28 protein-coding genes are annotated in these 26,235 nt (G+C 67.0%); 21 read left to right on the top strand and 7 right to left on the bottom strand.

All coding sequences use genetic code 11. From position 1 onward, the window contains the following. Positions 1 to 159: 159 nt before the first annotated feature. From aptA to EP380_RS14095, 11 genes are all read left to right on the top strand, one after another. Positions 160 to 1,488, top strand: coding sequence for an omega-aminotransferase AptA (gene aptA / locus EP380_RS14145; RefSeq protein ID WP_106571481.1), 1,329 nt, complete (start codon positions 160 to 162; stop codon positions 1,486 to 1,488). A 1-nt stretch (position 1,489) separates the two neighbouring features. Then, positions 1,490 to 1,783, top strand: a complete 294-nt coding sequence (locus tag EP380_RS14140; protein ID WP_127599051.1) for a cupin domain-containing protein — start codon at positions 1,490 to 1,492, stop codon at positions 1,781 to 1,783. A gap of 13 nt (positions 1,784 to 1,796) precedes the next feature. Further along, positions 1,797 to 3,047, top strand: a complete 1,251-nt coding sequence (locus tag EP380_RS14135) for a Zn-dependent hydrolase (RefSeq protein ID WP_127599050.1) — start codon at positions 1,797 to 1,799, stop codon at positions 3,045 to 3,047. Positions 3,048 to 3,172: 125 nt separating this feature from the next. Further along, on the top strand, positions 3,173 to 3,538 hold the full coding sequence (locus EP380_RS14130; RefSeq protein WP_127599049.1) for a hypothetical protein: 366 nt from the start codon (positions 3,173 to 3,175) through the stop codon (positions 3,536 to 3,538). A 159-nt stretch (positions 3,539 to 3,697) separates the two neighbouring features. Next, a complete protein-coding gene (gene hydA, locus EP380_RS14125; protein ID WP_106571485.1) occupies positions 3,698 to 5,149 on the top strand; it encodes a dihydropyrimidinase in 1,452 nt (483 codons plus the stop codon). An 88-nt stretch (positions 5,150 to 5,237) separates the two neighbouring features. Next, positions 5,238 to 5,645 (top strand): NUDIX hydrolase, encoded by a 408-nt coding sequence (locus EP380_RS14120; RefSeq protein WP_127599048.1) that lies wholly within the window; start codon positions 5,238 to 5,240, stop codon positions 5,643 to 5,645. A 180-nt stretch (positions 5,646 to 5,825) separates the two neighbouring features. Further along, a complete protein-coding gene (locus EP380_RS14115) occupies positions 5,826 to 6,683 on the top strand; it encodes an ABC transporter ATP-binding protein (protein WP_127599047.1) in 858 nt (285 codons plus the stop codon). Between the two features lie 60 nt (positions 6,684 to 6,743). Then, a complete protein-coding gene (locus EP380_RS14110; protein ID WP_106571488.1) occupies positions 6,744 to 7,673 on the top strand; it encodes an ABC transporter permease in 930 nt (309 codons plus the stop codon). Beyond that, a complete protein-coding gene (locus EP380_RS14105; protein WP_127599046.1) occupies positions 7,670 to 8,527 on the top strand; it encodes an ABC transporter permease in 858 nt (285 codons plus the stop codon). The genes EP380_RS14110 and EP380_RS14105 overlap by 4 nt, the downstream gene beginning before the upstream one ends. Positions 8,528 to 8,558: 31 nt before the next feature. Further along, positions 8,559 to 9,548: an ABC transporter substrate-binding protein gene (locus tag EP380_RS14100; protein WP_106571490.1), complete on the top strand. Its 990-nt coding sequence runs from the start codon at positions 8,559 to 8,561 to the stop codon at positions 9,546 to 9,548. A 166-nt stretch (positions 9,549 to 9,714) separates the two neighbouring features. Next, the gene (locus EP380_RS14095) at positions 9,715 to 11,001 is read left to right on the top strand and encodes a cystathionine gamma-synthase family protein (RefSeq protein ID WP_106571491.1); all 1,287 of its coding nucleotides are present in this window, start codon (positions 9,715 to 9,717) and stop codon (positions 10,999 to 11,001) included. Between the two features lie 25 nt (positions 11,002 to 11,026). On the opposite strand, the gene EP380_RS14090 is transcribed toward EP380_RS14095, so the two are convergent. Beyond that, positions 11,027 to 11,911 (bottom strand): helix-turn-helix domain-containing protein, encoded by an 885-nt coding sequence (locus tag EP380_RS14090; RefSeq protein WP_127599045.1) that lies wholly within the window; start codon positions 11,909 to 11,911, stop codon positions 11,027 to 11,029. 113 nt (positions 11,912 to 12,024) lie between these two features. Between EP380_RS14090 and pobA the strand changes: the two genes are divergently transcribed. After that, positions 12,025 to 13,197, top strand: a complete 1,173-nt coding sequence (gene pobA, locus EP380_RS14085) for a 4-hydroxybenzoate 3-monooxygenase (protein ID WP_127599044.1) — start codon at positions 12,025 to 12,027, stop codon at positions 13,195 to 13,197. Here the strand turns inward: pobA and pcaQ are convergent. After that, positions 13,191 to 14,114: a pca operon transcription factor PcaQ gene (pcaQ, locus tag EP380_RS14080; RefSeq protein ID WP_127599113.1), complete on the bottom strand. Its 924-nt coding sequence runs from the start codon at positions 14,112 to 14,114 to the stop codon at positions 13,191 to 13,193. The genes pobA and pcaQ overlap by 7 nt on opposite strands. A gap of 89 nt (positions 14,115 to 14,203) precedes the next feature. On the opposite strand from pcaQ, the gene pcaC reads away from it, so the two are divergent. The 5 genes from pcaC to EP380_RS14055 are packed head-to-tail and all read left to right on the top strand — an operon-like array spanning position 14,204 to position 18,223. Next, positions 14,204 to 14,617: a 4-carboxymuconolactone decarboxylase gene (gene pcaC, locus EP380_RS14075; RefSeq protein WP_127599043.1), complete on the top strand. Its 414-nt coding sequence runs from the start codon at positions 14,204 to 14,206 to the stop codon at positions 14,615 to 14,617. Between the two features lies 1 nt (position 14,618). Continuing rightward, complete coding sequence (gene pcaH, locus EP380_RS14070; protein ID WP_106571495.1) at positions 14,619 to 15,359, top strand: protocatechuate 3,4-dioxygenase subunit beta; 741 nt, start codon at positions 14,619 to 14,621, stop codon at positions 15,357 to 15,359. A 2-nt stretch (positions 15,360 to 15,361) separates the two neighbouring features. Next, complete coding sequence (gene pcaG, locus EP380_RS14065; protein WP_127599042.1) at positions 15,362 to 15,976, top strand: protocatechuate 3,4-dioxygenase subunit alpha; 615 nt, start codon at positions 15,362 to 15,364, stop codon at positions 15,974 to 15,976. 13 nt (positions 15,977 to 15,989) lie between these two features. Beyond that, a complete protein-coding gene (locus tag EP380_RS14060; RefSeq protein WP_127599041.1) occupies positions 15,990 to 17,054 on the top strand; it encodes a 3-carboxy-cis,cis-muconate cycloisomerase in 1,065 nt (354 codons plus the stop codon). Further along, positions 17,051 to 18,223: a multidrug effflux MFS transporter gene (locus EP380_RS14055; protein WP_164749853.1), complete on the top strand. Its 1,173-nt coding sequence runs from the start codon at positions 17,051 to 17,053 to the stop codon at positions 18,221 to 18,223. Before EP380_RS14060 ends, EP380_RS14055 begins: the two co-directional genes overlap by 4 nt. A 27-nt stretch (positions 18,224 to 18,250) precedes the next feature. Here EP380_RS14055 and paaZ read toward each other — a convergent pair whose 3' ends face one another. After that, positions 18,251 to 20,275 carry a phenylacetic acid degradation bifunctional protein PaaZ gene (paaZ, locus tag EP380_RS14050; RefSeq protein WP_127599039.1) on the bottom strand — a complete coding sequence of 675 codons (2,025 nt, stop codon included), beginning with the start codon at positions 20,273 to 20,275 and terminating at the stop codon, positions 18,251 to 18,253. 63 nt (positions 20,276 to 20,338) lie between these two features. Next, entirely contained in the window at positions 20,339 to 21,553 is a 1,215-nt protein-coding gene (locus EP380_RS14045; RefSeq protein ID WP_127599038.1) for a cytochrome P450, read from the bottom strand. 126 nt (positions 21,554 to 21,679) lie between these two features. Here EP380_RS14045 and paaI point away from each other — a divergent pair, with 126 nt between their 5' ends. The 3 genes from paaI to EP380_RS14030 are packed head-to-tail and all read left to right on the top strand — an operon-like array spanning position 21,680 to position 24,059. Then, the gene (gene paaI, locus EP380_RS14040) at positions 21,680 to 22,120 is read left to right on the top strand and encodes a hydroxyphenylacetyl-CoA thioesterase PaaI (protein ID WP_106571501.1); all 441 of its coding nucleotides are present in this window, start codon (positions 21,680 to 21,682) and stop codon (positions 22,118 to 22,120) included. 35 nt (positions 22,121 to 22,155) lie between these two features. Further along, positions 22,156 to 23,466, top strand: a complete 1,311-nt coding sequence (paaK, locus tag EP380_RS14035; protein ID WP_127599037.1) for a phenylacetate--CoA ligase PaaK — start codon at positions 22,156 to 22,158, stop codon at positions 23,464 to 23,466. Next, positions 23,466 to 24,059, top strand: coding sequence for a TetR/AcrR family transcriptional regulator (locus EP380_RS14030; protein WP_127599036.1), 594 nt, complete (start codon positions 23,466 to 23,468; stop codon positions 24,057 to 24,059). Before paaK ends, EP380_RS14030 begins: the two co-directional genes overlap by 1 nt. Positions 24,060 to 24,117: 58 nt before the next feature. Here the strand turns inward: EP380_RS14030 and EP380_RS14025 are convergent, their stop codons facing one another. Together EP380_RS14025 and EP380_RS23595 are read right to left on the bottom strand one after the other, a co-directional pair. Continuing rightward, positions 24,118 to 24,345, bottom strand: coding sequence for a hexameric tyrosine-coordinated heme protein (locus EP380_RS14025; RefSeq protein WP_106571504.1), 228 nt, complete (start codon positions 24,343 to 24,345; stop codon positions 24,118 to 24,120). Between the two features lie 21 nt (positions 24,346 to 24,366). Next, positions 24,367 to 24,537 (bottom strand): hypothetical protein, encoded by a 171-nt coding sequence (locus tag EP380_RS23595; RefSeq protein WP_158264357.1) that lies wholly within the window; start codon positions 24,535 to 24,537, stop codon positions 24,367 to 24,369. Between the two features lie 246 nt (positions 24,538 to 24,783). On the opposite strand from EP380_RS23595, the gene EP380_RS14020 reads away from it, so the two are divergent. Continuing rightward, positions 24,784 to 25,662, top strand: coding sequence for a PaaX family transcriptional regulator (locus tag EP380_RS14020; RefSeq protein WP_238719862.1), 879 nt, complete (start codon positions 24,784 to 24,786; stop codon positions 25,660 to 25,662). A 90-nt stretch (positions 25,663 to 25,752) separates the two neighbouring features. Here the strand turns inward: EP380_RS14020 and EP380_RS14015 are convergent, their stop codons facing one another. Then, positions 25,753 to 26,172, bottom strand: a complete 420-nt coding sequence (locus tag EP380_RS14015; RefSeq protein ID WP_127599034.1) for a PaaI family thioesterase — start codon at positions 26,170 to 26,172, stop codon at positions 25,753 to 25,755. Between the last annotated feature and the right edge of the window lie 63 nt (positions 26,173 to 26,235).

The raw sequence follows: 26,235 nt of genomic DNA, 5'->3' as shown, positions 1-26,235 counted from the left end.
GCGCGAAGCCGGGCGCGCACTTCGTCTACAATTCCCTTGACCGTCTTCATGGCGGTGCTAACGTTTGTCCATTCGGTCAAAAAATGCGTAGCACAGTTACGCGCGAAAAACCAAACGTTGGCGCAACATCGGCTCAAACCACAAAATGAAAGGCCTGGTATGTCCAACAGACTGAATGTCGCACCGAACGATCTTTCCGCGTTCTGGATGCCGTTCACCGCCAACCGTCAGTTCAAGCAGGCGCCGCGCATGCTCGTCGCCGCCGAGGACATGCACTACACCGCGTCCGACGGCCGCAAGATCCTCGACGGCACGGCCGGGCTGTGGTGCGTCAATGCCGGCCATTGCCGCCCCAAGATCACCGAGGCGATCCAGCGCCAGGCGGCCGAGCTCGACTACGCGCCCGCCTTCCAGATGGGCCATCCGATCGTGTTCGAACTCGCCAACCGGCTGGTCGACGTCGCGCCGCAGGGCATGGACCATGTGTTCTTCACCAATTCCGGGTCCGAATCCGTCGACACCGCGCTCAAGATCGCGCTCGCCTACCACCGCGTGAAGGGCGAGGGCTCGCGCTTCCGGCTGGTCGGACGCGAGCGCGGCTATCACGGCGTCAATTTCGGCGGCATCTCGGTCGGCGGCATCGTCGCCAACCGCAAGATGTTCGGCACGCTTCTGACCGGCGTCGACCATCTGCCGCACACCCATCTGCCCGAACAGAACAATTTCGTGCGCGGCGAGCCCGAGCACGGCGCCGACCTTGCCGATGAGCTGGAGCGCATCGTGGCGCTGCACGACGCCTCGACCGTCGCCGCGGTGATCGTGGAGCCCGTCGCCGGGTCGACCGGCGTGCTGATCCCGCCGAAAGGTTATCTCAAGCGCCTGCGCGAGATCTGCGACAAGCACGGCATTCTGCTGATCTTCGACGAGGTCATCACCGGGTTCGGCCGTCTCGGCACGCCGTTCGCCGCCGATTATTTCGATGTCATCCCCGACATCATGACCACCGCCAAGGGCGTGACCAACGGCGTCGTGCCGATGGGCGCGGTGTTCGTGAAGAAGGAGATTCACGACGCCTTCATGAACGGGCCGGAACACCTGATCGAGTTCTTCCACGGTTACACCTATTCCGGCAATCCGATCGCCTCGGCGGCGGCGATCGCCACGCTCGACACCTACAAGGAAGAGGGTTTGTTGACGCGCGCGGCGGAGCTGTCGGAGCACTGGGCGAACGCGCTGCATTCGCTCAAGGACGCCCCGCATGTCATCGACGTGCGCAATATCGGCCTCGTCGGGGCGATCGAGCTGGAACCGATCGCCGGCCAGCCGAGCAAGCGCGCCTTCTCGGCCTTCGTGAAGGCGTTCGAGCGCGGCGCGCTGATCCGCACCACCGGCGACATCATCGCGCTGTCGCCGCCGTTGATCATCACCAAGGGCCAGATCGACGAACTCGTCGACCATGTGCGCGAAGTGCTGACCATGGTGGATTGAGATGGGCAGCGAACGCCCGAAAGCCAGCCACGACGTCTTGATCGACGACGAGCGCGTGCGCGTGACCCGGTGGGATTTCCCGCCGGGCGCGGAAACCGGCTGGCACCGGCACGGCATGGACTATGTCGTGACCACGCTCACGCCCTGCGCCTTCCTGCTGGAAGAGCCGGGCGGGGCGGCGCGCCGCGTCGACATGGAGGCCGGCGCCAGCTATCGCCGCGACGAGGGCGTCGAGCACAATGTCGTCAATGCCGGCGACAGGGCGATGGCCTTCGTGGAAGTCGAACTGAAATAGGGGAAATCAGCACATGGCCGCACCGGGCGAGAATTTGAGGATCAACGCCGACCGTCTCTGGGAGTCCCTGATGGAGATGGCGAAGATCGGTCCCGGTGTGGCCGGGGGCAACAACCGCCAGACGCTGACCGACGAGGACGGCGAGGGCCGGCGCCTGTTCCAGCGCTGGTGCGAGGCGGCGGGACTGGAGATGGGCGTCGACGAAATGGGCACCATGTTCGCGCGCCGCGAGGGCACCGACCCCGACGCGCTGCCGGTCTATGTCGGCTCGCATCTCGACACCCAGCCGACCGGCGGCAAATATGACGGCGTGCTCGGCGTGCTCGGCGGGCTGGAACTCATCCGCACGCTCAACGACCTCGGCATCAAGACCAAACACCCGATCGTGGTCACCAACTGGACCAACGAGGAGGGCACCCGCTTCGCGCCGGCGATGCTGGCCTCGGGCGTGTTCGCCGGCGAACATACGCTCGACTGGGCCTATGCGCGCGAGGACGCCAAGGGCAAGACCTTCGGCGAGGAACTGGAACGCATCGGCTGGAAGGGCGAGGAAAAGGTCGGCGCGCGCAAGATGCACGCCTTCTTCGAGCTGCATATCGAGCAGGGGCCGATCCTGGAGGCCGAGGGCAAGGATATCGGCGTGGTCACGCACGGCCAGGGGCTGTGGTGGCTGCAGGTGACGCTGACCGGCAAGGATTCGCATACCGGCTCGACGCCGATGCCGATGCGCAAGAATGCCGGGCTCGGCATGGCGCGCATCACCGAGCTGGTGCACGAGATCGCCATGAGCCATCAGCCGGCCGCGGTCGGCGCCATCGGCCATTGCGACGTCTATCCCAATTCGCGCAACGTCATTCCCGGCAAGGTGGTCTTCACCATCGATTTCCGCTCGCCCGACCGGGAAACGCTCGACGCGATGAAGGCGCGGCTCGAGGCCGAGGCGCCGAAAATCGCCGAGGAACTCGGGCTTGGCATCGAGATCGAACCGGTCGGCCATTTCGATCCCGTCACCTTCGACGAAGGCTGCGTGACGGCGGTGCGCGAGGCGGCCGAACGGCTCGGCTATTCGCATCGCGATATCGTTTCGGGCGCGGGCCACGACGCCTGCTGGGTCAATCGGGTCGCGCCGACGGCGATGGTGATGTGCCCGTGCGTCGACGGGCTTTCGCACAACGAGGCCGAGGAAATCTCCAAGGACTGGGCCGCCGCCGGCGCCGACGTGCTGTTCCACGCGGTGGTCGAGACGGCGGAGATCGTGGAGTGAGGAATTGGCGTTCCGTATCGGCTGGTCATGCGCGGGCTCGACGCATGCCGGCGCGGGTCGACAGGCCTTCACGGAGGGCCCCGGCGCCGACCCGTCCTGCCACAGTCGAGTGGATCGGGTAAGCCGTGGCCGTGCGTGCTGGCGCGATCGGGCCGCGGGCGATCAAGGCGATCATCGCCGGCGAGATCGCGGCCTATGATCCGGTCGCCGAGGCGCGCAGGACCTCGCGCACCGGCAGCGCCGCGACGGCTAGCTGGTATGAACGCACGCTGGCGGATTTCGAGGCCGACTTGATCGAACCGGCTCCGGTCATGGTAGGGTTTTCCGGCGGCCTCGAGCAGCGTTGCTGGTCGGTGACGCGCGGCGACGAACGCTATCACGTCGTCTACATGCCGAAGGCCGGTTATTTCGCGCTCGCCGTCGCCACCGTGTTCGGCCCGGTCGACATCGGCGTGCACGGCACGGCGATCGACGTGTTCGGGGCGGTGTGAGGCGATGGCGCGCGCAGTCGGCCAAGACAAGATTTCAGGCGTGGGGGCGCCGAAAAGGAAAAACGGCGCCTGGCGCCGGAGCGGCAGGGCCGCATGAGCGGCCGGCGCGCCGATCCGACGGCGTGAGGCCACGACGAAGACCAGCAGGGAGGTTGCAGCATGTCCAAAGTCATCAAGAACGGAACCATCGTCACCGCGGACCGGACATGGAAGGCGGACGTGCTGATCAAGCACGACAAGATCGTCGGCATCGGGCCGGATCTGCACGCCGACCATGAGATCGACGCCACCGGCTGCTACGTTCTGCCGGGCGGCATCGACCCGCACACCCATCTGGAAATGCCCTTCATGGGCACCTATTCGACCGACGATTTCGAGTCCGGCACGCGCGCGGCGCTCTCGGGCGGCACCACGATGGTGATCGATTTCTGCCTTTGCCAGCCCGACGGCTCGCCGCTCGACGCCATCAAGATGTGGGACAACAAGTCGACCCGCGCCTGCTGCGACTATTCCTTCCACATGGCGATCACCTGGTGGGGCGAGCAGGTGTTCAACGAAATGCCGGAAGTGGTCGAGCGCGGCATCACCTCGTTCAAGCATTTCATGGCCTATAAGGGCGCGCTGATGGTCAATGACGACGAGATGTATTCCTCGTTCAGTCGCTGCGCCGAGCTCGGCGCCCTGCCGATGGTGCATGCCGAAAACGGCGACGTGGTCGCCGCCCTGCAGCAAAAGCTGCTTGCCGAAGGCAATAACGGGCCGGAGGCGCACGCCTATTCGCGCCCGCCCGAGGTCGAGGGCGAGGCGACCAACCGCGCCATCATGATCGCGGATGCGACCGGCGCGCCGCTTTACGTGGTCCATACGAGCTGCGAGCAGAGCCACGAGGCGATCCGCCGGGCGCGCCAGAAGGGCATGCGGGTCTACGGCGAGCCCTTGGTCCAGCATCTGGTGCTCGACGAGAGCGAATACGCCAATGCCGACTGGGACCACGCCGCGCGGCGGGTGATGAGCCCGCCCTTCCGCGACAAGCAGCATCAGGATTCGCTGTGGGCAGGGCTGTCGGCCGGCTCGCTGCAGGTGGTGGCCACCGACCACTGCGCCTTCACCACCGAGCAGAAACGCACCGGCATCGGCGATTTCACAAAAATCCCCAACGGCACTGGCGGGCTCGAGGACCGCTTGCCGGTCCTGTGGACCTATGGCGTTTCAACCGGCCGGCTGACGATGAACGAATTCGTCGCCGTCACCTCCACCAACCCGGCCAAGATTTTCGGAATGTATCCCAAGAAGGGGGCGATCACCGAGGGCGCCGACGCCGACATCGTGGTCTGGGATCCGGAAAAGACCAAGACGATCTCGGCCAAGACGCAGCAATCGGCGATCGATTACAACGTGTTCGAGGGGATCGAGGTCAAGGGCCTGCCGAAATACGTCTTGTCGCGCGGCGAGGTCGTCGTCGACGATTTCGAGGTCAAGGCCAAGCCCGGCCACGGCCAGTTCGTCGCGCGCGAGGCGCGCGGCCCGGTCAGCACGGCGCTGTCGCAATGGAAGGAGATCACCGCCCCGCGCAAGGTCGAGCGGTCGGGCATCCCGGCAAGCGGGGTCTAAGCGTGGCCGGCCTGTCGCCGGACGAGAGCGGATTGTCGGCGCGGGAAAAGGCGCTGAACCCGGCCTGGCGCTCGGTCGGGGCGCACGCATGAGTGTGGCGACGGCTGCAACGATCCGGATCGCCGCCGCGGCCATCGTCAACCGGCGCGCCCAGATGCTGCTGGTGCGCAAGGCCGGCACCGACATCTTCATGCAGCCCGGCGGCAAGATCGATGCCGGCGAGACGGCGTGCGATGCGCTGGTGCGCGAATTGCGGGAGGAACTGGGGCTTGAGACCGACGAGGGGGCCCTGTGCTTCCTGGGCAGGTTTTCGGCGCCGGCCGCCAACGAGCCCGGCCATGTCGTCGAGGCCGTCCTTTACCGGCTGCATCACGACGGGCCGGTCTCGGCTCAGGCCGAAATCGCCGAACTGGCCTGGTATCCCGGCGGTTTGCCACGGCGGGCGCTGCTTGCGCCGCTGACGCGCGACCACGTGATTCCGGCGGCCGGGCTGTGACGATGGTCTTGCGCGTCGCCTCGATCGCAAGCCCGCGGCGACGGTCGCGCGCTTGCGCGCTGCCTGCGTGTTCTGCGCCCGGCGCAGCGGCTCCAAGGCAGCGGCTTGGCGACGGCCGGCTTGGCGTTCTATCCTCGACACAAGCGTCGCGGGGGCGGCGTATCCAAGGGAGACGGATCGATGCGCGATAGTTCCGCCGCAATCAGGCAGGAGGCCACGGCCGGCGACGGCGCGGCCTTGCCGGCGGAGGCCGGGGCCGGGGCGCGAAGCGTCGTCGAGGCCAAGGGGCTCGGCCTGACCTTCCAGACCGGAGACGGGCCGGTGCGGGCGCTGGCCGATGTCGATCTTTCGATCGGCAGGGGCGAATTCGTGTCCTTCATCGGGCCGTCCGGCTGCGGCAAGACGACGTTTCTGCGCGTCATCGCCGATCTCGAACAGCCGACCGCCGGTTCGATCACCGTCAACGGCATGACGCCGCAGGAGGCGCGGCGCCGGCGCGCCTACGGTTATGTCTTCCAGGCGCCGGCGCTTTATCCCTGGCGCACGATCGAGAAGAACGTCGCGCTGCCGCTGGAAATCATGGGTATCGCGCGCGCCGAGCAGCGGCAGCGCATCGCGCGCGTCTTGGAACTGGTCGACCTGAAGGGGTTCGGCAACAAATTTCCGTGGCAGCTTTCCGGCGGCATGCAGCAGCGCGCCTCGATCGCGCGCGCGCTCGCCTTCGACGCCGATCTGTTGCTGATGGACGAGCCGTTCGGCGCGCTGGACGAGATCGTGCGCGACCATCTGAACGAGCAATTGCTGAAATTGTGGGAACGCACGACCAAGACGATCTGCTTCGTCACCCATTCGATTCCGGAGGCGGTCTATCTGTCGACCAAGATCGTGGTGATGTCGCCCAGGCCGGGACGGGTGACCGACATTATCGATTCGACCCTGCCCAAGGAGCGGCCGCTCGACATTCGCGAAAGCCCGGAGTTTTTGAAGATCGCCCATCGCGTGCGCGAGGGGCTACGGGCGGGGCACAGCTATGAATGAGGCCAGGGCGATGGCCGCCACGGCCGGCCGCGGCCCAGGAAAGCCGCACGGAGGCGGGTGATGGCCGCGCTCGATCCCGCAGCGAACGTGCCGACGGCAAGGCCCACGCTGGGCGCGCGCCTCGTCGCCGGCAAGACGTTTCCCATTCTCACCGTCGTCGTTGCGCTCGTGGCGCTGTGGTACGCCTTCGCGGTCTATCTGAACGCGCCGTGGCAGCTCGACCGCTACGCCAAGGCCGAGCGGGAATGGACGGCCGGCGAGCTTGTCCGCGACACGCTCAACCAGGAACGGCCGGTGCTGCCGAGCCCGCATCAGGTGGTGGCCGAAATCTGGAAGACGACGGTCGATGTGCGCCCGACATCCAAGCGCAGCCTCGTCTATCACGGCTGGGTCACGCTGTCTTCGACCCTGCTCGGCTTCGCCATCGGCACCGTACTCGGCATTCTGCTCGCCGTCGGCATCGTTCACAACCGGGCCATGGACAAGTCCGTCATGCCGTGGGTGATCGCCTCGCAGACGATCCCCATCCTGGCGATCGCCCCGATGATCATCGTGGTTTTGAACGCGATCGGCCTGTCGGGCATCCTGCCCAAGGCGCTGATCTCGACCTATTTGTCGTTTTTCCCGGTCGTGGTCGGCATGGTCAAGGGACTGCGCAGCCCCGAAGCGATCCAGCTCGACCTGATGCGCACCTATTCGGCCGGCGCCGGCCAGGTGTTCTGGAAACTGAGATGGCCGAGCGCGCTGCCTTACCTGTTTACCTCGATGAAGGTCGCGGTCGCCATCAGCCTGGTCGGCGCGATCGTCGGCGAACTGCCGACCGGCGCGGTGGCGGGTCTGGGCGCGCGGCTTCTGGCCGGCTCCTATTACGGCCAGACGGTGCAGATCTGGGCGGCGCTGTTTGCCGCGGCCGCGATCGCGGCGGTCTTGGTGATGGCGGTCGGTTTCGCGCACGGCCTGGTCTTGAAGCGCATGGGGATGGCGCGATGAGTGTGTTCCTGCTCGCCGTCCTGTTCTGGCTCGCGGCCTGGGCCTTTAACGAATGGCTGGTGCGCCGGCAGCCGGAAAGCCGCACCCAGGCGCGGCTGATCGGTATCGCCGTGCCGCTGATCTTCGGCGTGACCCTCCTGGTGCTATGGGAAGGCGCGGTGCGCGGCTTCGAGGTTCCCTTCGTGCTGCTGCCGCCGCCGTCGGCGATCTGGGAACGGCTGATCAATTCGCTGCCGATCCTGTGGGCCGATTTCCGCCAGACCTTTTTGAAGGCGGTGCTGGCCGGCTACGTGCTGGGATGCGGATCGGGCTTCCTGGTCGCGATCCTGATCGACCGCTCGCCGTTTTTGCAGCGCGGGCTGTTGCCGCTCGGCAATTTCGTCTCGGCGCTGCCGGTGATCGGCGTGGCGCCGATCATGGTGATGTGGTTCGGTTTCGACTGGCCGTCGAAGGCGGCGGTCGTCATCATCATGACCTTCTTTCCGATGCTGGTGAACACGGTCCAGGGGCTGACCGCGGCGTCGTCGATGGAACGCGACCTGATGCGCACCTATGCGGCGGGCTACTGGCAGACCTTGTTCAAGCTGCGCCTGCCGGCCGCCGGACCGTTCATCTTCAACGCGCTCAAGATCAACTCGACGCTGGCGCTGATCGGCGCGATCGTGGCGGAGTTTTTCGGCACGCCGATCGTCGGCATGGGGTTTCGCATCTCCACCGAGGTCGGGCGGATGAACATCGACATGGTCTGGGCCGAAATCGCGGTTGCAGCGCTGGCGGGTTCTGTCTTTTATGGTGTGGTCGCGCTCGTGGAACGGGCCGCCACGTTTTGGCATCCGTCTATCCGTGCGGGATAGGCATCACTTCAACCACAGAGGGAACGGCACAATGAAAAAATTGATGACTGCCATGCTGGCCGGGGCGATGTCCTTCGCCGCCGCCCAGGCGCTCGCCGCCGACAAGCTGACATTGCAGCTCAAATGGGTCACGCAGGCCCAGTTCGCCGGCTATTACGTCGCCCAGGACAAGGGTTTTTACGAGGAGGAAAACCTCGACGTCGAGATCAAGCCGGGCGGGCCGGACATCGCGCCGCCACAGGTCCTGGCCGGCGGGGGAGCCGACGTCATCATCGACTGGATGCCGGCCGCGCTTGCCACGCGCGAAAAGGGCGTGCCGCTGGTCAACGTCGCCCAGCCGTTCAAATCGTCGGGCATGATGCTGGTGTGCCGCAAGGAGACCGGCATCGAAAGCCCGGAGGATTTCAAGGGCAAGACGCTCGGCGTGTGGTTCTTCGGCAATGAATATCCGTTCCTGTCGTGGATGAGCCATCTCGGCCTGCCCACCGATGGCGGCGAGGAGGGCGTGACGGTGCTCAAGCAGGGCTTCAACGTCGACCCGCTGATCCAGAAGCAGGCCGACTGCATCTCGACCATGACCTACAACGAATATTGGCAGGTGATCGACGCCGGCTTCGAACCCGACGATCTGGTGGTGTTCAAATATGAGGACCAGGGGGTCGCCACGCTCGAGGACGGCATCTACGTGCTCGAGGACAGCCTCGAGAACAGGGATTTCGTCGACCGGCTGGCCCGCTTCGTGCGCGCCTCGATGAAAGGCTGGAAATGGGCCGAGGAGAACCCGGACGAGGCGGCGATGATCGTGCTCGACAACGACGCCACCGGCGCCCAGACCGAAAAGCACCAGAAGCGGATGATGGGCGAGGTCGCCAAGCTGACGGCCGGCTCCAACGGGGCGCTCGACCCGGCCGACTACGAGCGTACCGTCAAGACGCTGCTGGAGGGCGGTTCCGACCCCGTCATTACCAAGGAGCCCGAGGGCGCCTGGACGCATGTGGTCACCGATAAGGCGCTGCAGTAGCAAAACGGCCTGACAACGGCGGGAAAGGGGCGGGCGACCGCCCCTTTTTCGTGGGGCAGCGCCGCCGCCGATCTTGTGCAGGAAGGGCCCGTTATGCGCACGCATGGGGCGAAACCGGCCGGCCGAGATGCTAGGCTGCGGACCGAGTCCATCTGGAGTGAGCCTCATGACCGCGCCGCGCCCCTACAAGACCCATATCGGCAACCATCGCCTCCATCCCGAAACGCTGATGCTGTCCTATGGCTTCGATCCGGTCCTGTCGGAGGGCGCGGTCAAGCCGCCCGTCTTCCTGACCTCGACCTTCGTGTTCAACAGCGCGGAGGAGGGGCGCGACTTTTTCGACTACGTCGCGGGCCGCAAGGAGCCGCCGGAGGGTTCGGCCGCCGGACTGGTCTATTCGCGCTTCAACCATCCCAACAGCGAAATCGTCGAGGACCGGCTGGCGGTCTATGAAGGGGCGGAGGCCTGTATCCTGTTTTCGTCCGGCATGTCGGCGATCGCCACCACGCTTCTGGCGATCGCGCGGCCGGGCGACGTGATCCTGCATTCGCAACCGCTTTATGGCGGTACCGAGACGCTGTTGGCGCGCACGCTGGCCGATTTCGGCATCCAGTCGGTCGGGTTTTCCGACGGCGTCGACGACAAGGCGGTGCGCGCGGCGGCCGATGCCGCGCTGGCCAAAGGCCGGGTTTCGGCGATCTTCATCGAGACGCCGTCCAATCCGCTCAACACGCTGATCGACATGGGACTGATCGCGCGGGTCGCCGACGAGATCGCGGCGCGGCAGAACGGTCTTCGGCCGGTGATCGCCTGCGACAACACGCTGCTCGGTCCGGTGTTCCAGCGTCCGCTCGACCACGGCATCGACATCTCGGTCTATTCGCTGACCAAATATGTCGGCGGGCACTCGGACCTGATCGCGGGTGCCGTGCTCGGCTCCAAGGCGGTGATGAAACCGATCAAGGCGCTGCGCGGGGCGATCGGCACCCAGCTCGACCCGCATTCGTGCTGGATGCTGGGCCGCTCGCTGGAGACGCTGACGATCCGCATGGAGAAGGCCAACACCAATGCGCATGTCGTGGCCGAATTCCTGCGCGACCACGCCAAGGTCGAAAAGGTGCACTATCCGCCGTTCTTCGGTGCCGACACACCGGCCGGGCGCTGCTTCGCGGCCCAGTGCACGGGCGCCGGTTCGACATTTTCCTTCGACATTCGCGGCGGCGAGGCGGCGGCCTTCGCCTTCCTGAACGCGCTGCAGATCTTCAAGCTGGCGGTCAGCCTGGGCGGAACGGAATCGCTGGCCAGCCATCCCGCCGCCATGACCCATTCGGGCGTGCCTTTGGAGATCCGCAACCGGATCGGCGTGCTCGACACCACCATCCGCCTGTCGATCGGCGTGGAGAACGCCGACGACCTGGTCGCCGATCTGGCCCAGGCGCTGGCGGTGGTGTGAGGCCGGGGGCGGGGCCGGCGCGCGGTCAGAATTTCAGCCGCGCGCGCTCGCGTTCGCGAAAGGCGCCGGGCGTCATGCCGGTCTGCTTGCGGAAGAAGCGGCTGAAATAGGCCGGGTCGGAAAAGCCGAGCGACAGGGCGATCGACTGCGCGGGCAAAAAGGTGAAGACGAGATCGCGCCTGGCCTCCTCGACGAGGCGCAGGGTGAGAAGCTGGCTGACGCTGCGGCCGGTGGCGCGCTGCGCGATCCGGTTTAGCTGCGCGGCCGAAACGCCCAGCCGGTCCGCGTAGAAGCCGACCGGCCGGTGCTCGCGGAAATGCGCGCCGATCAGCGCGCCGAGCGCTTCCACGCGTTCGCGGTCGAGGCCGTCCGGCGGCGGGGCTTGACCGGCATGTGTCGCGCCGGCGCGGGCGAACTCGATCAACGCCGCCGTCACCAGCGCGTCGAGCATGGTCCAGCGCCCGAGCGCGTGGCCGGCAAGTTCGGCGGCGATGCGCGACAGGGCGTCGACGGCGCGCGGGGCGCCGGTGTCGGCGTCGAGCAGAAGGCGCGGGTCGCGGGCGAAGGCGGCGATGTTGCGGTCGGCGGCGGTCAGCCGGTCGAGCCGGTCGCGCAGCACGGTGACGACCAGGCCGCAAATGTCGGGGGAAAAGCGGAAACCGTGCACGGCGCCGGGCGGGACGAAGATCGCCGCCGGCGCCTCGAACGGGCGATAGGCGCGGTTCATCAGCGCTTCGCCGTTGCCGTTGGAAATGTACAATATCTGGAAAAAGGCGGCATGGCGATGCGGGCGAATCTCCCAGTCGTGCAGCCGGCTCCGCTCCGGGATGGACTCGCAGTGAAGCCAGAAATCGGCGCTTTCGGCGTGTTTGTCGCCATAGAGCTGATAGGTGGGGACGTGTCGGGTCATGTCGGGTTGTTCTCAGTCATGCGCGAATTGTGCAAGATGTTGCGCCGCGTGTCCATTGAGGCGCGACAGGTCCAAGGTCCAGTGTGGCATGAAAGCGGAATGTGGGAGATTTCATGCGCACCCAGGTGGCGATCATCGGGTCGGGGCCCTCGGGCCTCTTGCTCGGACAGCTTCTGACCAATGCCGGGATCGACAACGTCATCCTCGAGCGCGCGACCAAGGCGCATGTGCTGGAGCGCATCCGCGCCGGCGTGCTGGAGGAGGGCATGTGCGCGCTTCTGGACGAGGCGGGGGCGGGCGCGCGCATGCGCGCCGAGGGGCTGGCGCATGAAGGCATCGACCTGGCCTTCGACGGCAGGCGTCACCGCATCGACCTTGCGGATCTGACCGGCGGCAAGAAGGTGATGGTCTACGGTCAGACCGAGGTCACCCAGGACCTGATGGACAAGCGCGAGCAGAGCGGCGGCGTCAGCGTCTACGAGGCGGCCAACGTCGCATTGCACGATTTCGACGGCGCCAGTCCGTCCGTCACCTTCGACAAGGACGGCGTGACGCAGCGTCTCGACTGCGATTTCATTGCCGGCTGCGACGGCTATCACGGCGCGGCGCGCAAGTCGGCGCCCGCGGCGGTGCTGAAAACCTATGAGCGGGTCTATCCGTTCGGCTGGCTCGGTATCATCGCCGAGGTGGCGCCGGTCAATCACGAACTGATCTATGCCAACCATCCGCGCGGCTTCGCGCTTTGTTCGATGCGCTCGACGACGCGCAGCCGCTATTACGTCCAGGTGCCGCTCGACGAAAAGATCGAGGACTGGCCCGACGACCGGTTCTGGGACGAGATTCGGCGGCGCCTGCCGGCGGCGACGGCGGAGCAGGTGACCACCGGGCCGTCGGTGGAAAAATCGATCGCGCCGCTGCGCTCCTTCGTCGCCGAGCCGCTGCGTTTCGGACGCTTGTTCCTGGTCGGCGATGCCGGTCACATCGTGCCGCCGACCGGCGCCAAGGGGCTGAACCTGGCGGCGAGCGACGTGCGCTATCTGTTCGACGCGCTCGGCGAATTCTACGGCGAGCGATCGCAGGCCGGTCTCGACGCCTATTCGCAACGCGCGCTGAACCGGATCTGGAAGGCGGAGCGGTTTTCCTGGTGGATGACGACGCTGATGCATCGTTTCCCCGATACCGGCGCCTTCGGGCAGAAGATCCAGGAGGCGGAACTCGATTATCTGGTGCACTCGCGCGCGGCGTCGACCTCGCTGGCCGAAAACTATGTCGGCCTGCCTTACTGAGAGGCGCGCAGCGCGGCGGTGGCGGCGCGGAGCGCCCGGCCGAAGGCGTCGAGTAGCGGCGGGCGGTCCTGGTCGGCGCGCAGGGTGAGGCCGACGGCGCCGCGGGTTTCGGCCGTGTCGACCGGCAGCGCCACGAACGCGCCGGCGGCGATCTCGTCGGCGACCACGCCCTCGGAGATGATCCACACCGCGTTGGTCTCGCGCAGGAAGGCGCGGCCGAAGGAATCCGACACGCTTTCGATGCGCCGCTGCGGCTCGGGCAGGGCAAGCGCGATCAGCAGGCGTTCGACATACGGGCGGATGACCGAGCCGGGTGTCGGCATGATGACGGGGTAGGCGGCGATGGCGGCGGGCGCGAAGGCGTGCGTGTCGGCAAGCGGGTGGCCGCGGCGGACGACGAAGCGCACCTCCTCGGAATAGAGATGCTCGAAACTCAGGCCGAACATGCGCTCGGGCGCGGCCAGCCGGCCGACGACGACGTCGAGCTCGCCGCGCGCGAGCCGGTCGAGCAGCACCGTGTTCTCGCCGGTCACGATCGTCAGCAGCGCGCCGGTGTCGGCGAGGAAGCCGGCGGCCACCTTGGGCATGATGCGCGCCGACACGGTCGGCAGCGCGCCGATCCGCAGCGCGGCCCGGCCGCTGCCCGCCAGATCCTGCACGGCGTCGACGCCGCGGCGCAGCGCCGCCAGGCTGGCGGCGGCATGGCGGCAAAATTCCTCTCCGGCCGGCGTCAGCCGAATGCCGCGCCCCTCGCGCGCCAGCAGCGGCCGGTCGAGCGCGGCCTCCAGTTCGCGCAGCGTGCGGGTGGCGGCCGGCTGCGACAGGCCGAGCGCCGCCGCCGCCTTGCCGACGCTCATGCGCTGGGCGGTCTCGACGAAAACGGCAAGGTGGCGGGTCTTGATCTGCATCGCATTCATATCGTTATTGATATGGTAGCGGCGAAAAATAGCATTTTTCATAACCGGTTCAATCTGGTTGAGTGCGGAAAACCGAAAATGGAGGCCGCATGTCCGCACATTCGCAAAAGCCGGAGCGTCACCGGCAAGGCATGGCGACGCGCCGGACCGTGCTCGGCGATGCCCATGTCGAGCGGGCGGAGGCGCGCAAGACGCCCTTCGACGAACCATTCCAGGATCTGATCACCGAGGCGGCATGGGGCCATGTCTGGTCGCGCCCCAACTGGACCAAGCGCGAGCGTTCGATGGTGACGCTGGCATTGCTGGCCGCGCTCGGCCATTACGACGAGGTCGCCATGCATGTGCGCGCCACCGCCAATACCGGCGCGAGCCCGGATGACATTCGCGAGGCGATGCTGCATGTGGCAATCTATGCCGGCGTGCCGGCGGCCAACCACGCCATCAAGGTGGCCAAGCAGACGCTCGACGAAATGGGCGCAAGCGCCGCCGAACAGGAGGGATGAGATGTCGAACGAACGGCCCGAGACCGGCGCGTTTTTCCAGCGCGACCGCCAGTGGCAGCCGCCGGCCTATACGCCGGGCTACAAGACCTCGGTCGTGCGCGCGCCGCAAAAGGCGCTGATCTCGCTCGACAACACGCTTTCGGAGATCACCGGGCCGGTGTTCGGCCATTCCATGCTCGGCGCGCTCGACGCCGACCTGATCCACAATTTCGCCAAGCCCGGCGAAAGTGCGATCGGGCCGCGCATCATCGTCCACGGCCGGGTGCTCGACGAGCGCGGCAAGGGCGTGGCCGGCGCGCTGGTGGAGGTGTGGCAGGCCAATGCCGGCGGGCGCTACCGCCACAAGAAGGAAAGCTATCTGGCGCCGCTCGATCCCAATTTTGGCGGCTGCGGGCGCGTGATCACCGACGCCGACGGCAATTATTGTTTTCGCACCGTCCAGCCCGGACCCTATCCGTGGCCGAACGGCGTCAACGACTGGCGGCCGGCGCATATCCATTTTTCGGTCTTCGGCCACGGGTTCGCCCAGCGGCTGATCACGCAGATGTATTTCGAGGGCGACCCGTTGATCTGGCGCTGCCCGATCGTGGCCACCATTCCCGACCGCGCGGCGGTGGAGGGGCTGGTCGCGGCGCTCGACATGCAGGCCACGATCCCGATGGATGCGCGCGCCTACAAGTTCGACATCGTGCTGCGCGGCCGCCGCTCGACGCTGTTCGAAAACCGGCTGGAGGGGAATTGATCATGGTGCAGTCGCTCAATCGCCTGAAGGAAAGCGCCTCGCAGACGGCCGGCCCCTATGTCCATATCGGGCTGACGCCGAATTTCTCCGGCATCAAGGGCGTCTTCGCCGACGATCTCGGCGCCGCGATGGTCAACGACAAGACAAAGGGCGAGCGCATCACCGTGCGCGCCCGGGTGATCGACGGCACCGGCACGCCGCTCAAGGACGCGCTGATCGAGATCTGGCAGGCCGACGCGGCCGGGCTCTACAATTCGCCCTCGGAGCTGCGCGGCGCCGCCGATCCGAATTTTTCGGGCTGGGGCCGGCTCGCTTCGGACATGGAAAGCGGCCTGTTCGAGTTTTCCACCATCAAGCCGGGCCGCGTCCCGTTCAAGGACGGCCGGCTGATGGCGCCGCACATCACCTTCTGGATCGTGGCGCGCGGCATCAATCTCGGCCTGCATACCAGGATGTATTTCGCCGACGAGCAAGAGGCCAATGCGCAGGACCCGCTGCTTCAGCGCATCGAGCACAAGAACCGGGTGCCGACCCTGATTGCGCCGCGCGACGGCGACGTCTACACCTTCGACATCCATCTCCAGGGCGAGAAGGAAACGATCTTCCTCGATATCTGAGCCGCATGTCATCGTGAGCGTTTTTCCCTTCGAGCATCCTTTCCTGTCCGGCCTGACCGGCGACCGGGAGATCGCCGCGCTGTTTTCGGTCGAGGCCGAGATGGCGGCGATGCTCGCCTTCGAGGCGGGGCTGGCGGCGGCGGAGGGGGCGGAAGGTGTCGTTCCGGCCGGTGCGGCTGCCGAAATCGAGAGTCGCATCAAGACGTTCCGGCCCGACCTTGAGGCTTTGAATCAGGCGACGGCGCGCGACGGCGTCGTCGTGCCGGAGCTGGTGCGCCAGCTTCGCGCCGCGGTCGGCGAGCCGCATGCGAAATACGTTCATTTCGGTGCGACCAGCCAGGACGTGATCGACACCGGCCTGGCGCTGCGGCTGGCCTCCGCGTTCGACATTTTCGGCGCCCGGCTCGACGCGTTGGCCGTCGCGCTGGACGCGCTCGCCGTGCGCGACGGCGCGGTCGAGGTGATGGCGCATACCCGCATGCAGGCCGCGATCCCGGTGCCGGCTTCACGCAAGATCGAAAGCTGGCGCGCGCCGCTTCTCAGGCATCGCGCGGCGATGGCCGGGGTGAGAGAGGGTGTGTGCGTGCTGCATTTCGGCGGGGCGGCCGGCACGCGCGACAAGCTCGGCGCGGCCGGCGCGGCGGTGGCACGGCGGCTGGCCGTCGGGCTCGACCTGACGGTGCCGGACACGGTGCGCCACGCCGAGCGCGACGGCATTGCCGGCCTGGCCGCCTGGCTGTCGCTGGTGACCGGCACGCTCGGCAAGATGGGCCAGGACATCGCGCTCGCCGCGCAGAGCGAAATCGGCGAGATCCGGCTTGCCAGCGGCGGCGGGTCGTCGGCGATGCCGCACAAGGTCAATCCGGTCGGCGCCGAATTGTTGGTCGCCCTGGCGCGCTTCAACGCCACGCTCCTGTCCGGCATGCACCAGGCGCTGGTGCACGAAAACGAGCGTTCGGGCGCGGCCTGGACGCTGGAATGGCTGCTCCTGCCGCAGATGGCGGTCGCCTGCGGTGCGGCGCTGCGCACGGCGCTTTCGCTGGTCGAGACGATTTCCTTCGAGGGGCGATCGGGGTGAGCGCGCGTGCGCTGATCGTCTATTGCGGGCTGTTGATGTCCGTCTCCGCCTTCGCCGTCGACATCACGCTGCCGTCCTTCGGCGCCATGGTCGACGCGCTCGACACGCGCTACGCGCTGGTCCAGTGGACCATCACTTTCTACATGTTCGCCGCCGCCTTCGGGCAATTGCTGTGGGGCTCGGCGTCGGACCGCTACGGGCGCCGGCCGGTGCTGGCGGCGGGCCTGACGCTGTTCGTCGTCGGCTGCGCGGTCGCGGCGCTGGCGCCGACGATCACGGTGCTGCTGGGCGCACGCGCGGTGCAAGGCTTTGGCGCGGCGGCGGCGATCGTGTCGTCGCGGGCCATCATCCGCGATCTCTATTCGGGCGCCGATCTGGCGCGCAATCTGGCGTTTGCCACCGCCATCTTCGCCGTCGGGCCGATCGTCGCGCCGCTCGCCGGCGCGGGCATTGCCGCGCTGTTCGGCTGGCGGGCGATCTTTGCCGTTCTGGCGCTGTTCGGCGTGTTCTTGCTCGCCGCATTGACGCGGTTTTCCGAGACCATTCCCAAGCTCGCCCCCGACGCGCTCAGCCCGGCGACCTATCTGCGCCGCACCAGGCGGCTCGTCGGCCATCCGCAGGCGCGCCATTTCCTGATCCTGTCGGCGGTGGTGATGGCGACCATGCTGTTGATCCTGGCATCCGCGCCACGGGTCTATGAGAGCGAATTCGGCATTACCGGCGGGCTTTTCGCGCTCTATTTCGCCCTGCATGGCACCGGCATCGTCATCGGTCAGATGGTCAATCGCCGGCTGATCGCCGTGGCCGGCATCGTGCCGGCGATGCTGGTCGGCAACGCGGTGCTGATATTGTCGGCGACCTTGATCCTGGCGACGGCTTTGGCAGGCCTGCTGACGCCTTGGCTGCTGGCCGCGTTTTTCGTGTTGTTCGCAACCAGCTATCTGGTGGTCTATTCCAATGCGGCGGCGATGGTGCTCGACCCGCATGGCGACATCGCCGGCTTTTCCGCCTCGCTCTACGGTTTTGCAAGCCAGATGGGCGGGGCGCTTTTGGTCACCGCGCTGGTGGTTGTGACCGGCGAAGGGGTTGTGGCCTTCGCCGGCACGCTGCTTGTGCTCTGTCTCGCCACCATGGCGATGATCGCCTGGTGGCATTGGAGCCGGCGTTAAGGCCGGTCCGGGACCGCCTGTCGGGGCCTACATCTGGTTCATGGTCAAAAGCTCGTAGCCGGCGACCTGTTCGCCGTCCTGGTTGACGACCGTGACGTCCCAGCGCACCTCGCCATAGTCGGCGTTGCGCCGGGTCTTGGCCTTGGCGGTCAGGCGCACCTTCAGCCTGTCGCCGGGCGAGACCGGCTTCATGAAACGCAGATTGTCGAGGCCGTAATTGGCGAGCACCGGGCCGGGGGCGGGGTCGACGAACAGGCCGGCGGCAAACGACAGGATCAGATAGCCGTGCGCCACCCGGCCGGGGAAGAACGGGTTGGCCTTGGCGGCCTCCTCGTCCATGTGGGCGTAAAAAGTGTCGCCGGTGAATTCGGCGAAATGTTCGATGTCCTCGAGCGTCACCTGGCGTTCGGCGGTCTCCAGCGTATGGCCGATCTCCAGTTCCGGAAAGCGCAGGCGGAAGGGGTGTTTTTGCCCGGCGATCGGGGTCGCGCCCTTCACATAAATGCGGGTGATGCCGGTCAGCAGATCGGGGCTTGCCTGGAGGGCGGTGCGCTGCATGTAGTGCATGACGCCGCGAATGCCGCCCATCTCCTCGCCGCCGCCGGCCCGGCCGGGGCCGCCATGGACCAGATGCGGCAGCGGCGAGCCGTGGCCGGTCGCCTCGCGGCCGGTGTCGCGATTGGCGAAATAAAGCCGGCCGTGAAAGGCGCCCGAGGCGAGCACCACCCGGCGCGCCACCGCGGGGTCGTGGGTGAACACGGAGGCGACCAGCGAGCCGGCGCCGCGATTGGCGAGCGCGGTGGCGTGGTCGAGGTCGCGATAGGCCATCACGGTCGAGACCGGGCCGAACGCCTCGACCGAATGAACCTTGTCGGCGCCGTCCGGATCGTCGCAGGCAAACAGCATCGGCGACACGAAGGCGCCGTTCTCGGCGTCCACGCCCTCGGCGAAGCCGTTTTCCGTCCCATAGACCTGACGCGCCTCGGACCCGATCAGCGCCGCCTTGTCCAGCACGTCGCGGCGCTGGGCGAGGCTGGCGAGCGCGCCCATGCGCGTCGCCTCGGCCCTGGGGTCGCCGATCACCGTCTTGGCGAGCCGCGCCGAGATCGCCTCGATCACCGCCTCGCGGTGGTCGGCCGGCACCAGGATGCGGCGGATGGCGGTGCATTTCTGCCCGGCCTTGGCCGTCATCTCGCGATGCACCTCCTTGACGAAAATGTCGAATTCGGGCGTGCCGGGCGCGGCGTCGGGGCCCAGAATGGTGGCGTTGAGCGAATCCTGCTCGGCGATGAAGCGGGTGGCGTTTTCCAGGATCGTGGGGGTCTTGCGCAGCAGGTTGGCGGTGGCGGCCGAACCGGTGAAGGAGACCACGTCCTGCGAACCGAGCCGGTCGAGAAGGTCGCCTGTGGAGCCGGCGACGAACTGCACCGCGCCGTCGGGCAAAAGCCCGGATTCGACGATCATGCGAAAGGCGGCCTCGGCGAGCCAGGCCGTGGCCGAGGCCGGCTTGACGATCGCCGGCACGCCGGCGAGTAGCGTCGGGGCGAGCTTTTCCAGCATGCCCCAGACCGGGAAGTTGAAGGCGTTGATGTGCACGGCCACGCCCTGCAGCGAGGTGGCGACATGCTGGCCGACAAAGGCGCCGGTCTTGCCGAGCTGTTCCAGATTGCCGTCGACATAGATCACGTCGTCGGGCAGTTCGCGCCGGCCCTTGGAGGCGAACACGAACACCGTGCCGATGCCGCCGTCGATGTCGATCATCGAATCGGGCTTGGTGGCGCCGGTCTCGTAGGACAGTTCGTAGAGCGCGTCGCGGCGCTCGTTGAGATATTGCGCCAGCGCCTTCAGTTTCGCCGCGCGTTCGTGGAAGGTGAGCGCGCGCAGGGCCGGGCCGCCGACCGCGCGGGCGTGCTCGATCATGGCGGCGAAATCGAGCTCGGCGCCGAGTTCGGCGATCACGCGGCCGTCGACCGCGCTTTTCAGGCTGGTCAGGTTGCCGGACGGGGCGACCCATTTGCCGGCGGCGAAGCTGTTGAGGGAAAGAACGGTCATGGACGATACTCCTGGGCGAACGGGGTTGCTCGGTCGGCGTGGCGGACGGTCTTTGCCGCCCGGCTAGGCGACGCTGGCCGGTAGGGTCGAAAAGCCGCGAAAGCGCACGCGGCCGGTGCGTTTCGGCGCGCCTGAAAGCCGGTAATTCGGAAAACGCTTCAAGAACCGCGAGACGGCGATGCGGCCCTCCATGCGGGCGAGCGAGAACCCGGCGCACAGATGCGGGCCCTGCGCGAAGGCGAGATGGCGATTGGGCTTGCGGGCGAGGTCGAGCCGGTCGGGGGCCTCGAACTGGCGCGGGTCGCGATTGGCCGCGCCGATCGCCAGGTGGATGCGCGTGCCGGGCGCGATCGTCTCGCCATGGAATTCGCATTCGGCCAGCGTCATGCGGTTGCCGAGCTGGTTCGGGCTCTGGAAGCGCAGGAACTCGTCGACGGCGGTGTCGATCAGGTCGGGATTGTCGATCAGCCTTTGGCGCTCGTCCGGCCATTGGGCGAGTTCGTGGAGCGCGTTGCCGATCAGGTTGGTCGTGGTCTCGTGACCGGCATTCAGGATGAAGATGCAGTTCTGCAGCAGCTCGGTGTCGGACAGCAGCTCGCCGTCATTGCCGTCGATCAGCCGGGTCAGCACGTCGGTCGCCGGATCGCCGGGGCGCGACCTGCGTTCGGCGGCAAGCCCGGCCAGATAGGTCTTGAAGGCGGTGACGGCCTGGTTGCCGCGCGCCTTGTCGGCCTCGCTCAACACCGGCTCCAGCGCGCCGAGGATCGCCAGCGACCAGTCGCGCAGCGGCCCGCGCTCGTCGTGCGGCATGACGAAGAGATTGCCGATCACCTCGATCGGGATGGCGGCGGCGAAATCCTCGATCAGGTCGGCCTCGCCCTTGTCGGCGATGCGCTCGATAAGCCCGTCGACCAGCGCGATCAGGCCGGGCTCCATCGCCGCGATCGCCCTGGGGGTCAGCGCGCCGACCATGATCTTGCGCACGCGCGTGTGCAGCGGCGGGTCGTTGAAGACCAGGCTGGTGGTGTGATGTTCGTAAAGCGGCGTGTCGCCGAATTTCGGCAGGAACTCGACCTTCTTGTCGGAGGAAAAGGTTTTGGTGTCGCGATAGACCCGGTCGAGATCGGCGTAGCGCGACAGCATCACCGACCCGTCGGCAAAGTGCTTGAGCGGCATGTGCTCCAGCAGCGCGTGGTAGACCGGGAACGGGTTTTCGGCAAAGCCCGGCGGCAGGGCGTTGATGTCGAACGCCTCGGCGAGCGCGCGTGTCGGCTCCATCGCGTCGTGTCCTCCCGTCCTGCGCGGCGGGCCCGCAGAGGGCCGCCCGAGTATTATTGACCGACTGGCCGGTTTATGCAAGTCTTGCGTCCGACGTGAGATGGGATCGCGCGGGGAGGGTTGCGGATGGCGTTGTCGGCGGAAGAGATCGCGCGCAGGTCGGCGGCGGCGATGTGGGCGCGCGACGATGCGTCGAAATGGCTGGGCGCCAGCCTCGACGCGGTCGGGCCGGGAACGGCGCGCTTGTCGATGACGGTCGAAAAGCACCACACCAACGGTCACGACATCTGCCACGGCGGCTACATCTTCACGCTGGCGGATTCGGCCTTCGCCTTTGCCTGCAATTCCTACAACACACTCGTGGTCGCGCAGCACAATGCGATCACCTTCATCGCGCCCGGCCGGCTCGGCGACCGGCTGGTGGCGGACGCGCGCGAGGTTGCCCGGTTCGGCCGCTCCGGCATTTACGACGTGCGGGTGAGCAATCAGGCCGGCGCGCTGATCGCCGAGTTTCGCGGCAATTCGCGCGTCATCGAAGGTCGGCATTTCGACGAGGACAACGCCTGAGGCTGCGGCCTTGCAGGCGGCCGTGGAGGAGCACCATGAAGGACCTGACCCCGAACAAGGCCGATCTCGACCCGATCGAGATCGCCTCGCGCGACGAGATATCGGCGCTGCAGCTAGAGCGGCTGAAATGGTCGCTGAAACATGCCTACGACAACGTCGCCTTCTACCGGAAGAGCTTCGATGCCGCCGGCGTCCATCCCGACGACCTGAAAACCCTGTCCGATCTGGCAAAATTCCCGTTCACGGTGAAGACCGACCTGCGCGACAATTATCCGTTCGGCCTGTTCGCCGTGCCGCGCGACAAGGTGGCGCGCATTCACGCCTCGTCGGGCACGACCGGCAAGCCGACGGTGGTGGGCTACACGGCCAACGACATCGACGTGTGGGCGACCTGCGTGGCGCGCTCGATGCGCGCGTCGGGCACGCGGCCGGGCGATATCGTGCATGTCGCCTATGGCTACGGGCTGTTCACCGGCGGGCTCGGCGCGCATTACGGCGCCGAAAAGCTCGGCTGCACGGTGGTGCCGGTCTCCGGCGGCATGACCACGAGGCAGGTGACCTTGATCGAGGATTTCCGCGCCTCGACCATCATGGTCACGCCGTCCTACATGCTGTCGATCCTCGACGAATATCGCGCCCAGGGGCTCGACCCGCGCGAAAGCCCGCTTCAGGTCGGGATTTTCGGTGCCGAGCCGTGGACCAACGCGATGCGCACGGAAATCGAGGCCGCCTTCGACATGCATGCCGTCGACATTTACGGCCTGTCGGAGGTGATGGGGCCGGGGGTCGCCAATGAATGCGTGGAGACCAAGGACGGGCTGCATATCTGGGAGGATCATTTTTATCCCGAGATCATCGACCCGGCGACGGGCGAACCGGTCGCCGACGGCGAGAAGGGCGAACTCGTCTTCACCTCGCTGTCGAAGGAGGCGTTTCCGATCATCCGCTACCGCACGCGCGACCTGACCCGGCTCCTGGCCGGCACGGCGCGCTCCATGCGACGGATGGAAAAGATCACCGGCCGCTCGGACGACATGATGATCCTGCGCGGCGTGAACGTGTTTCCCACCCAGATCGAGGAGCAGATCCTCAAGGTCGACGTGCTGGCGCCGCATTTCCAGGTCGAGCTGTCGCGCCACGGGCGCATGGACGAGATGACGGTCAATGTCGAGGCGTTGCCCGACCATGCCGACAATGCCGAGCGCGCCGGCGCCGCCGCCGAGCTCGCCCGGCGCATCAAGCAGGTGATCGGCATCACGGTCCGCATCAACGTCACCGAGCCCGGCGGCGTCGCCCGCAGCCAGGGCAAGGCGCAGCGCATCGTCGACAACCGGCCGAAGGCATAATGGCCCGCACCCGCGCCAAGGACTATGACGACAAGCGCCAGGCGCTGCTGCACCAGGCGGCGCTGACCTTCGCGCGCGACGGTTACGACCGCGCCTCGATGGCCTCGCTGGCGGCCGATTGCGGCGTGTCGAAGGCGCTGCTTTATCACTATTACGCCTCCAAGGAGGCGTTGCTGTTCGATATCATCAACACCCATCTGGAGGCGCTGGTCGATGCCGTCGAGGCGGCCGACCGGCCGCTTGCCGAACCGCGTCAGCGGCTCGAGGCGCTGGTCGGCGCGTTGCTGGAGGCCTATCGCGACGCCGATGCCGAGCACAAGGTGCAGCTCAACGCTCTGCAGCTCCTGCCGGACGACGAGCAGCGGCAGTTGAAGGCGCTCGAGCGCCAGCTCGTCGACCGTTTCGCCGCGGCGATCGGCGCCTTGCGGCCGGAGCTGTTCGCCGGCACGTCGCTGCTCAAGCCGGTGACGATGAGCCTGTTCGGCATGCTCAACTGGTTTTATATGTGGCACCGCGAAGGCGGCCCGGTCAGCCGCGGCGACTACGCCAAACTCGCGACGGTGCTGCTGGTGAGCGGCGTCGAGGGCCTGTGACGCATTCCCGGCCGCGGGCGGGACAGCCCGTCTTTGTCGCCGGTCGGTTTTTTGCCGGTCAGTTTTCGTTCCAGTAATTATTGGCCCGCGCGACGGTCTGGAAATTGGTCGCCACGACCTGCGAGGCCATGGTCAGGCTGTCGGCGTCGTTGGCGTAGTCCGGCCGCAGGCGGTCGCGCACCTCGTCGTCGGGCTGGGTCTTCTTCACCGCCATCCGGCTGAGCTTGATTGCCAGGTCGAAGCCTTCCTCGGGGGTTGCGGTTTTCAGCGACGGCAGCCAGCTCATGCGAAATCTCCTCGGCGTTGATCAGATGATGTATTTGATGGCGATCCACATGCCGATCGCGGTCCAGAAGCACATATTGACGAAGGAGCGCAAAATGCCGCCATCCTCCTCGATATTGATGCCGATCCAGCGCAGAACGAGGGTGCCGGGGAGCAGGATCACCTGGGCGACGGCGGAAAGAAACCTCATCATGACTGCCTCGTTGAGCGCGTTTCGGGTGGCGAAGCGGAATCGGGCCGTAAAACATTCATATTGTTTATATCTTTTAATAGCAGCCTCCGCCGCCGTTTGCAACGGGTGAAATCGGGCGGCGGATCGCGGCTGCGCGCGCGCCGCCGGCCGCGCGCGTTGCCGCGGCTGGTCCGGGTCGGCCCGTGGCCAAGCGGCTTGCCAAATCCGCGGCGGGCATGCCATCTGCCTGCCATGGATGCGAGCGACATGTGCGCCGGCGAAGCGCTTGAGGGGATGATCGACACCCTGCACGCGCGGGGGCGTTTGCGGGTCTGGTCCCTGATCGTGACCGTGTTCGGCGACGCCATCGTGCCGCGCGGCGGCCGCGTCGCGCTGTCGGTGCTGCAGGAGCTGATGGCGCGGCTGAGAATCGAGACCGGGGCGGTGCGCACGGCGATGTCGCGGCTTGCCGCCGATTGCTGGCTCGAGCGCGAGCGCGACGGGCGCAATTCCTATTACAGGCTCGCCGACGCCGGGCGCCACGCCTTCGACTTCGCCACCCGGCGCATCTACGCCGCCGGCCCGCCGGCCTGGGACGGCACCTGGTTGGTGGCGCTGGCGCCCGGTGGCGCCGGCAACGGGGTGCGCGCCGGGCGTGAGCAGGCGATGGCCGAGCTCGGCTTCGCGCAGGCCGGCGCGGGCAGTTTCGTGCGCCCTTTCGCCGACATTCCCGAACTGACCGAGGACGTTCCGCCCGGTCTGTTGGTGGTGCGCGGCGCCGCGCTGCGCGAGGCGCCGGACCTTGCCGCGCTCTGGGAGCTCGACGAACTGGCCGCGGCCTATCGCGCGCTCGGCGACAACCTGGCGCCGCTCGCCGCTGCGCTGGCGCGCGGGGCGGGGCTCGCGCCACTCGACGCCATGGCCGCGCGCGTGCTCGTCGACCATTCCTGGCGCCGCATCGTCTTGCGCGATCCCGGCCTGCCGGCCGCGCTTTTGCCGGCCGACTGGCCGGGCGAGGCGGCGCGGGCGCGGGTCAAGGCGGTCTATGCCGCGCTCGCCGGGCCGAGCGAGGCCTGGCTCGACGCATCCGGCCTGCCGGAACAGGTGGATACGAAGAGGTTCAAGGCCCGGTTCGGCGGGATTTGAGGCCGGGTTAAGCCTCGCACTATCGTCCGCTTGTCCGCAGCGCGGCGCGGCGAACCTGCCAAGATGGCGGATCGAGCAGGGCGAAAGGGCTCACTCCTCCAGATAGGCGAACGCGCTTGTCGCGGTGACGGCGACCTTTTCCGCGCCCCTGGCCCTCATCTCGACGCGCGTATAGGCCATGCGCTTGCCGTTGGAGAGCACCTCGACGCGGATGTCGACGTCGCCGGGTTTCAGCGGCCGCAGAAAATGCGTGGTCAGGTCGACCGTCGTGCAGACGCGGAACCGCCCGTTGAGCGCGGCCAGCGCCACCACCGAGCAGGTGTCGGCCGCCGCCGCCGTCGCCTGGCCGCAGATCACGCCGCCGACATGGACGAGCGCCCGGTTCTCCGGCAGCAGGAAATCGCCGCCGCCGGCGTCGAAACCGACCGGTTTCAGCCCCATGTCGACGATCCAGGGCGCGAAGACCCGCGCGATCGTCTCCTCCGCCTGCTTGAGCCCGAACTCTGTCATCGATCCTCGCTTTTCATGTTACGAAATATTGCGGCATGTTTGATTTTTTGTTACATGTCACGC

It is taken from the genome of Nitratireductor alexandrii (assembly GCF_004000215.1).
GTDB classification, from domain to species: Bacteria; Pseudomonadota; Alphaproteobacteria; order Rhizobiales; family Rhizobiaceae; genus Mangrovimarina; species Mangrovimarina alexandrii.
Note: the sequence above shows the minus strand (reverse complement) of the source record. Positions and strands in the feature narration are given on the sequence as shown.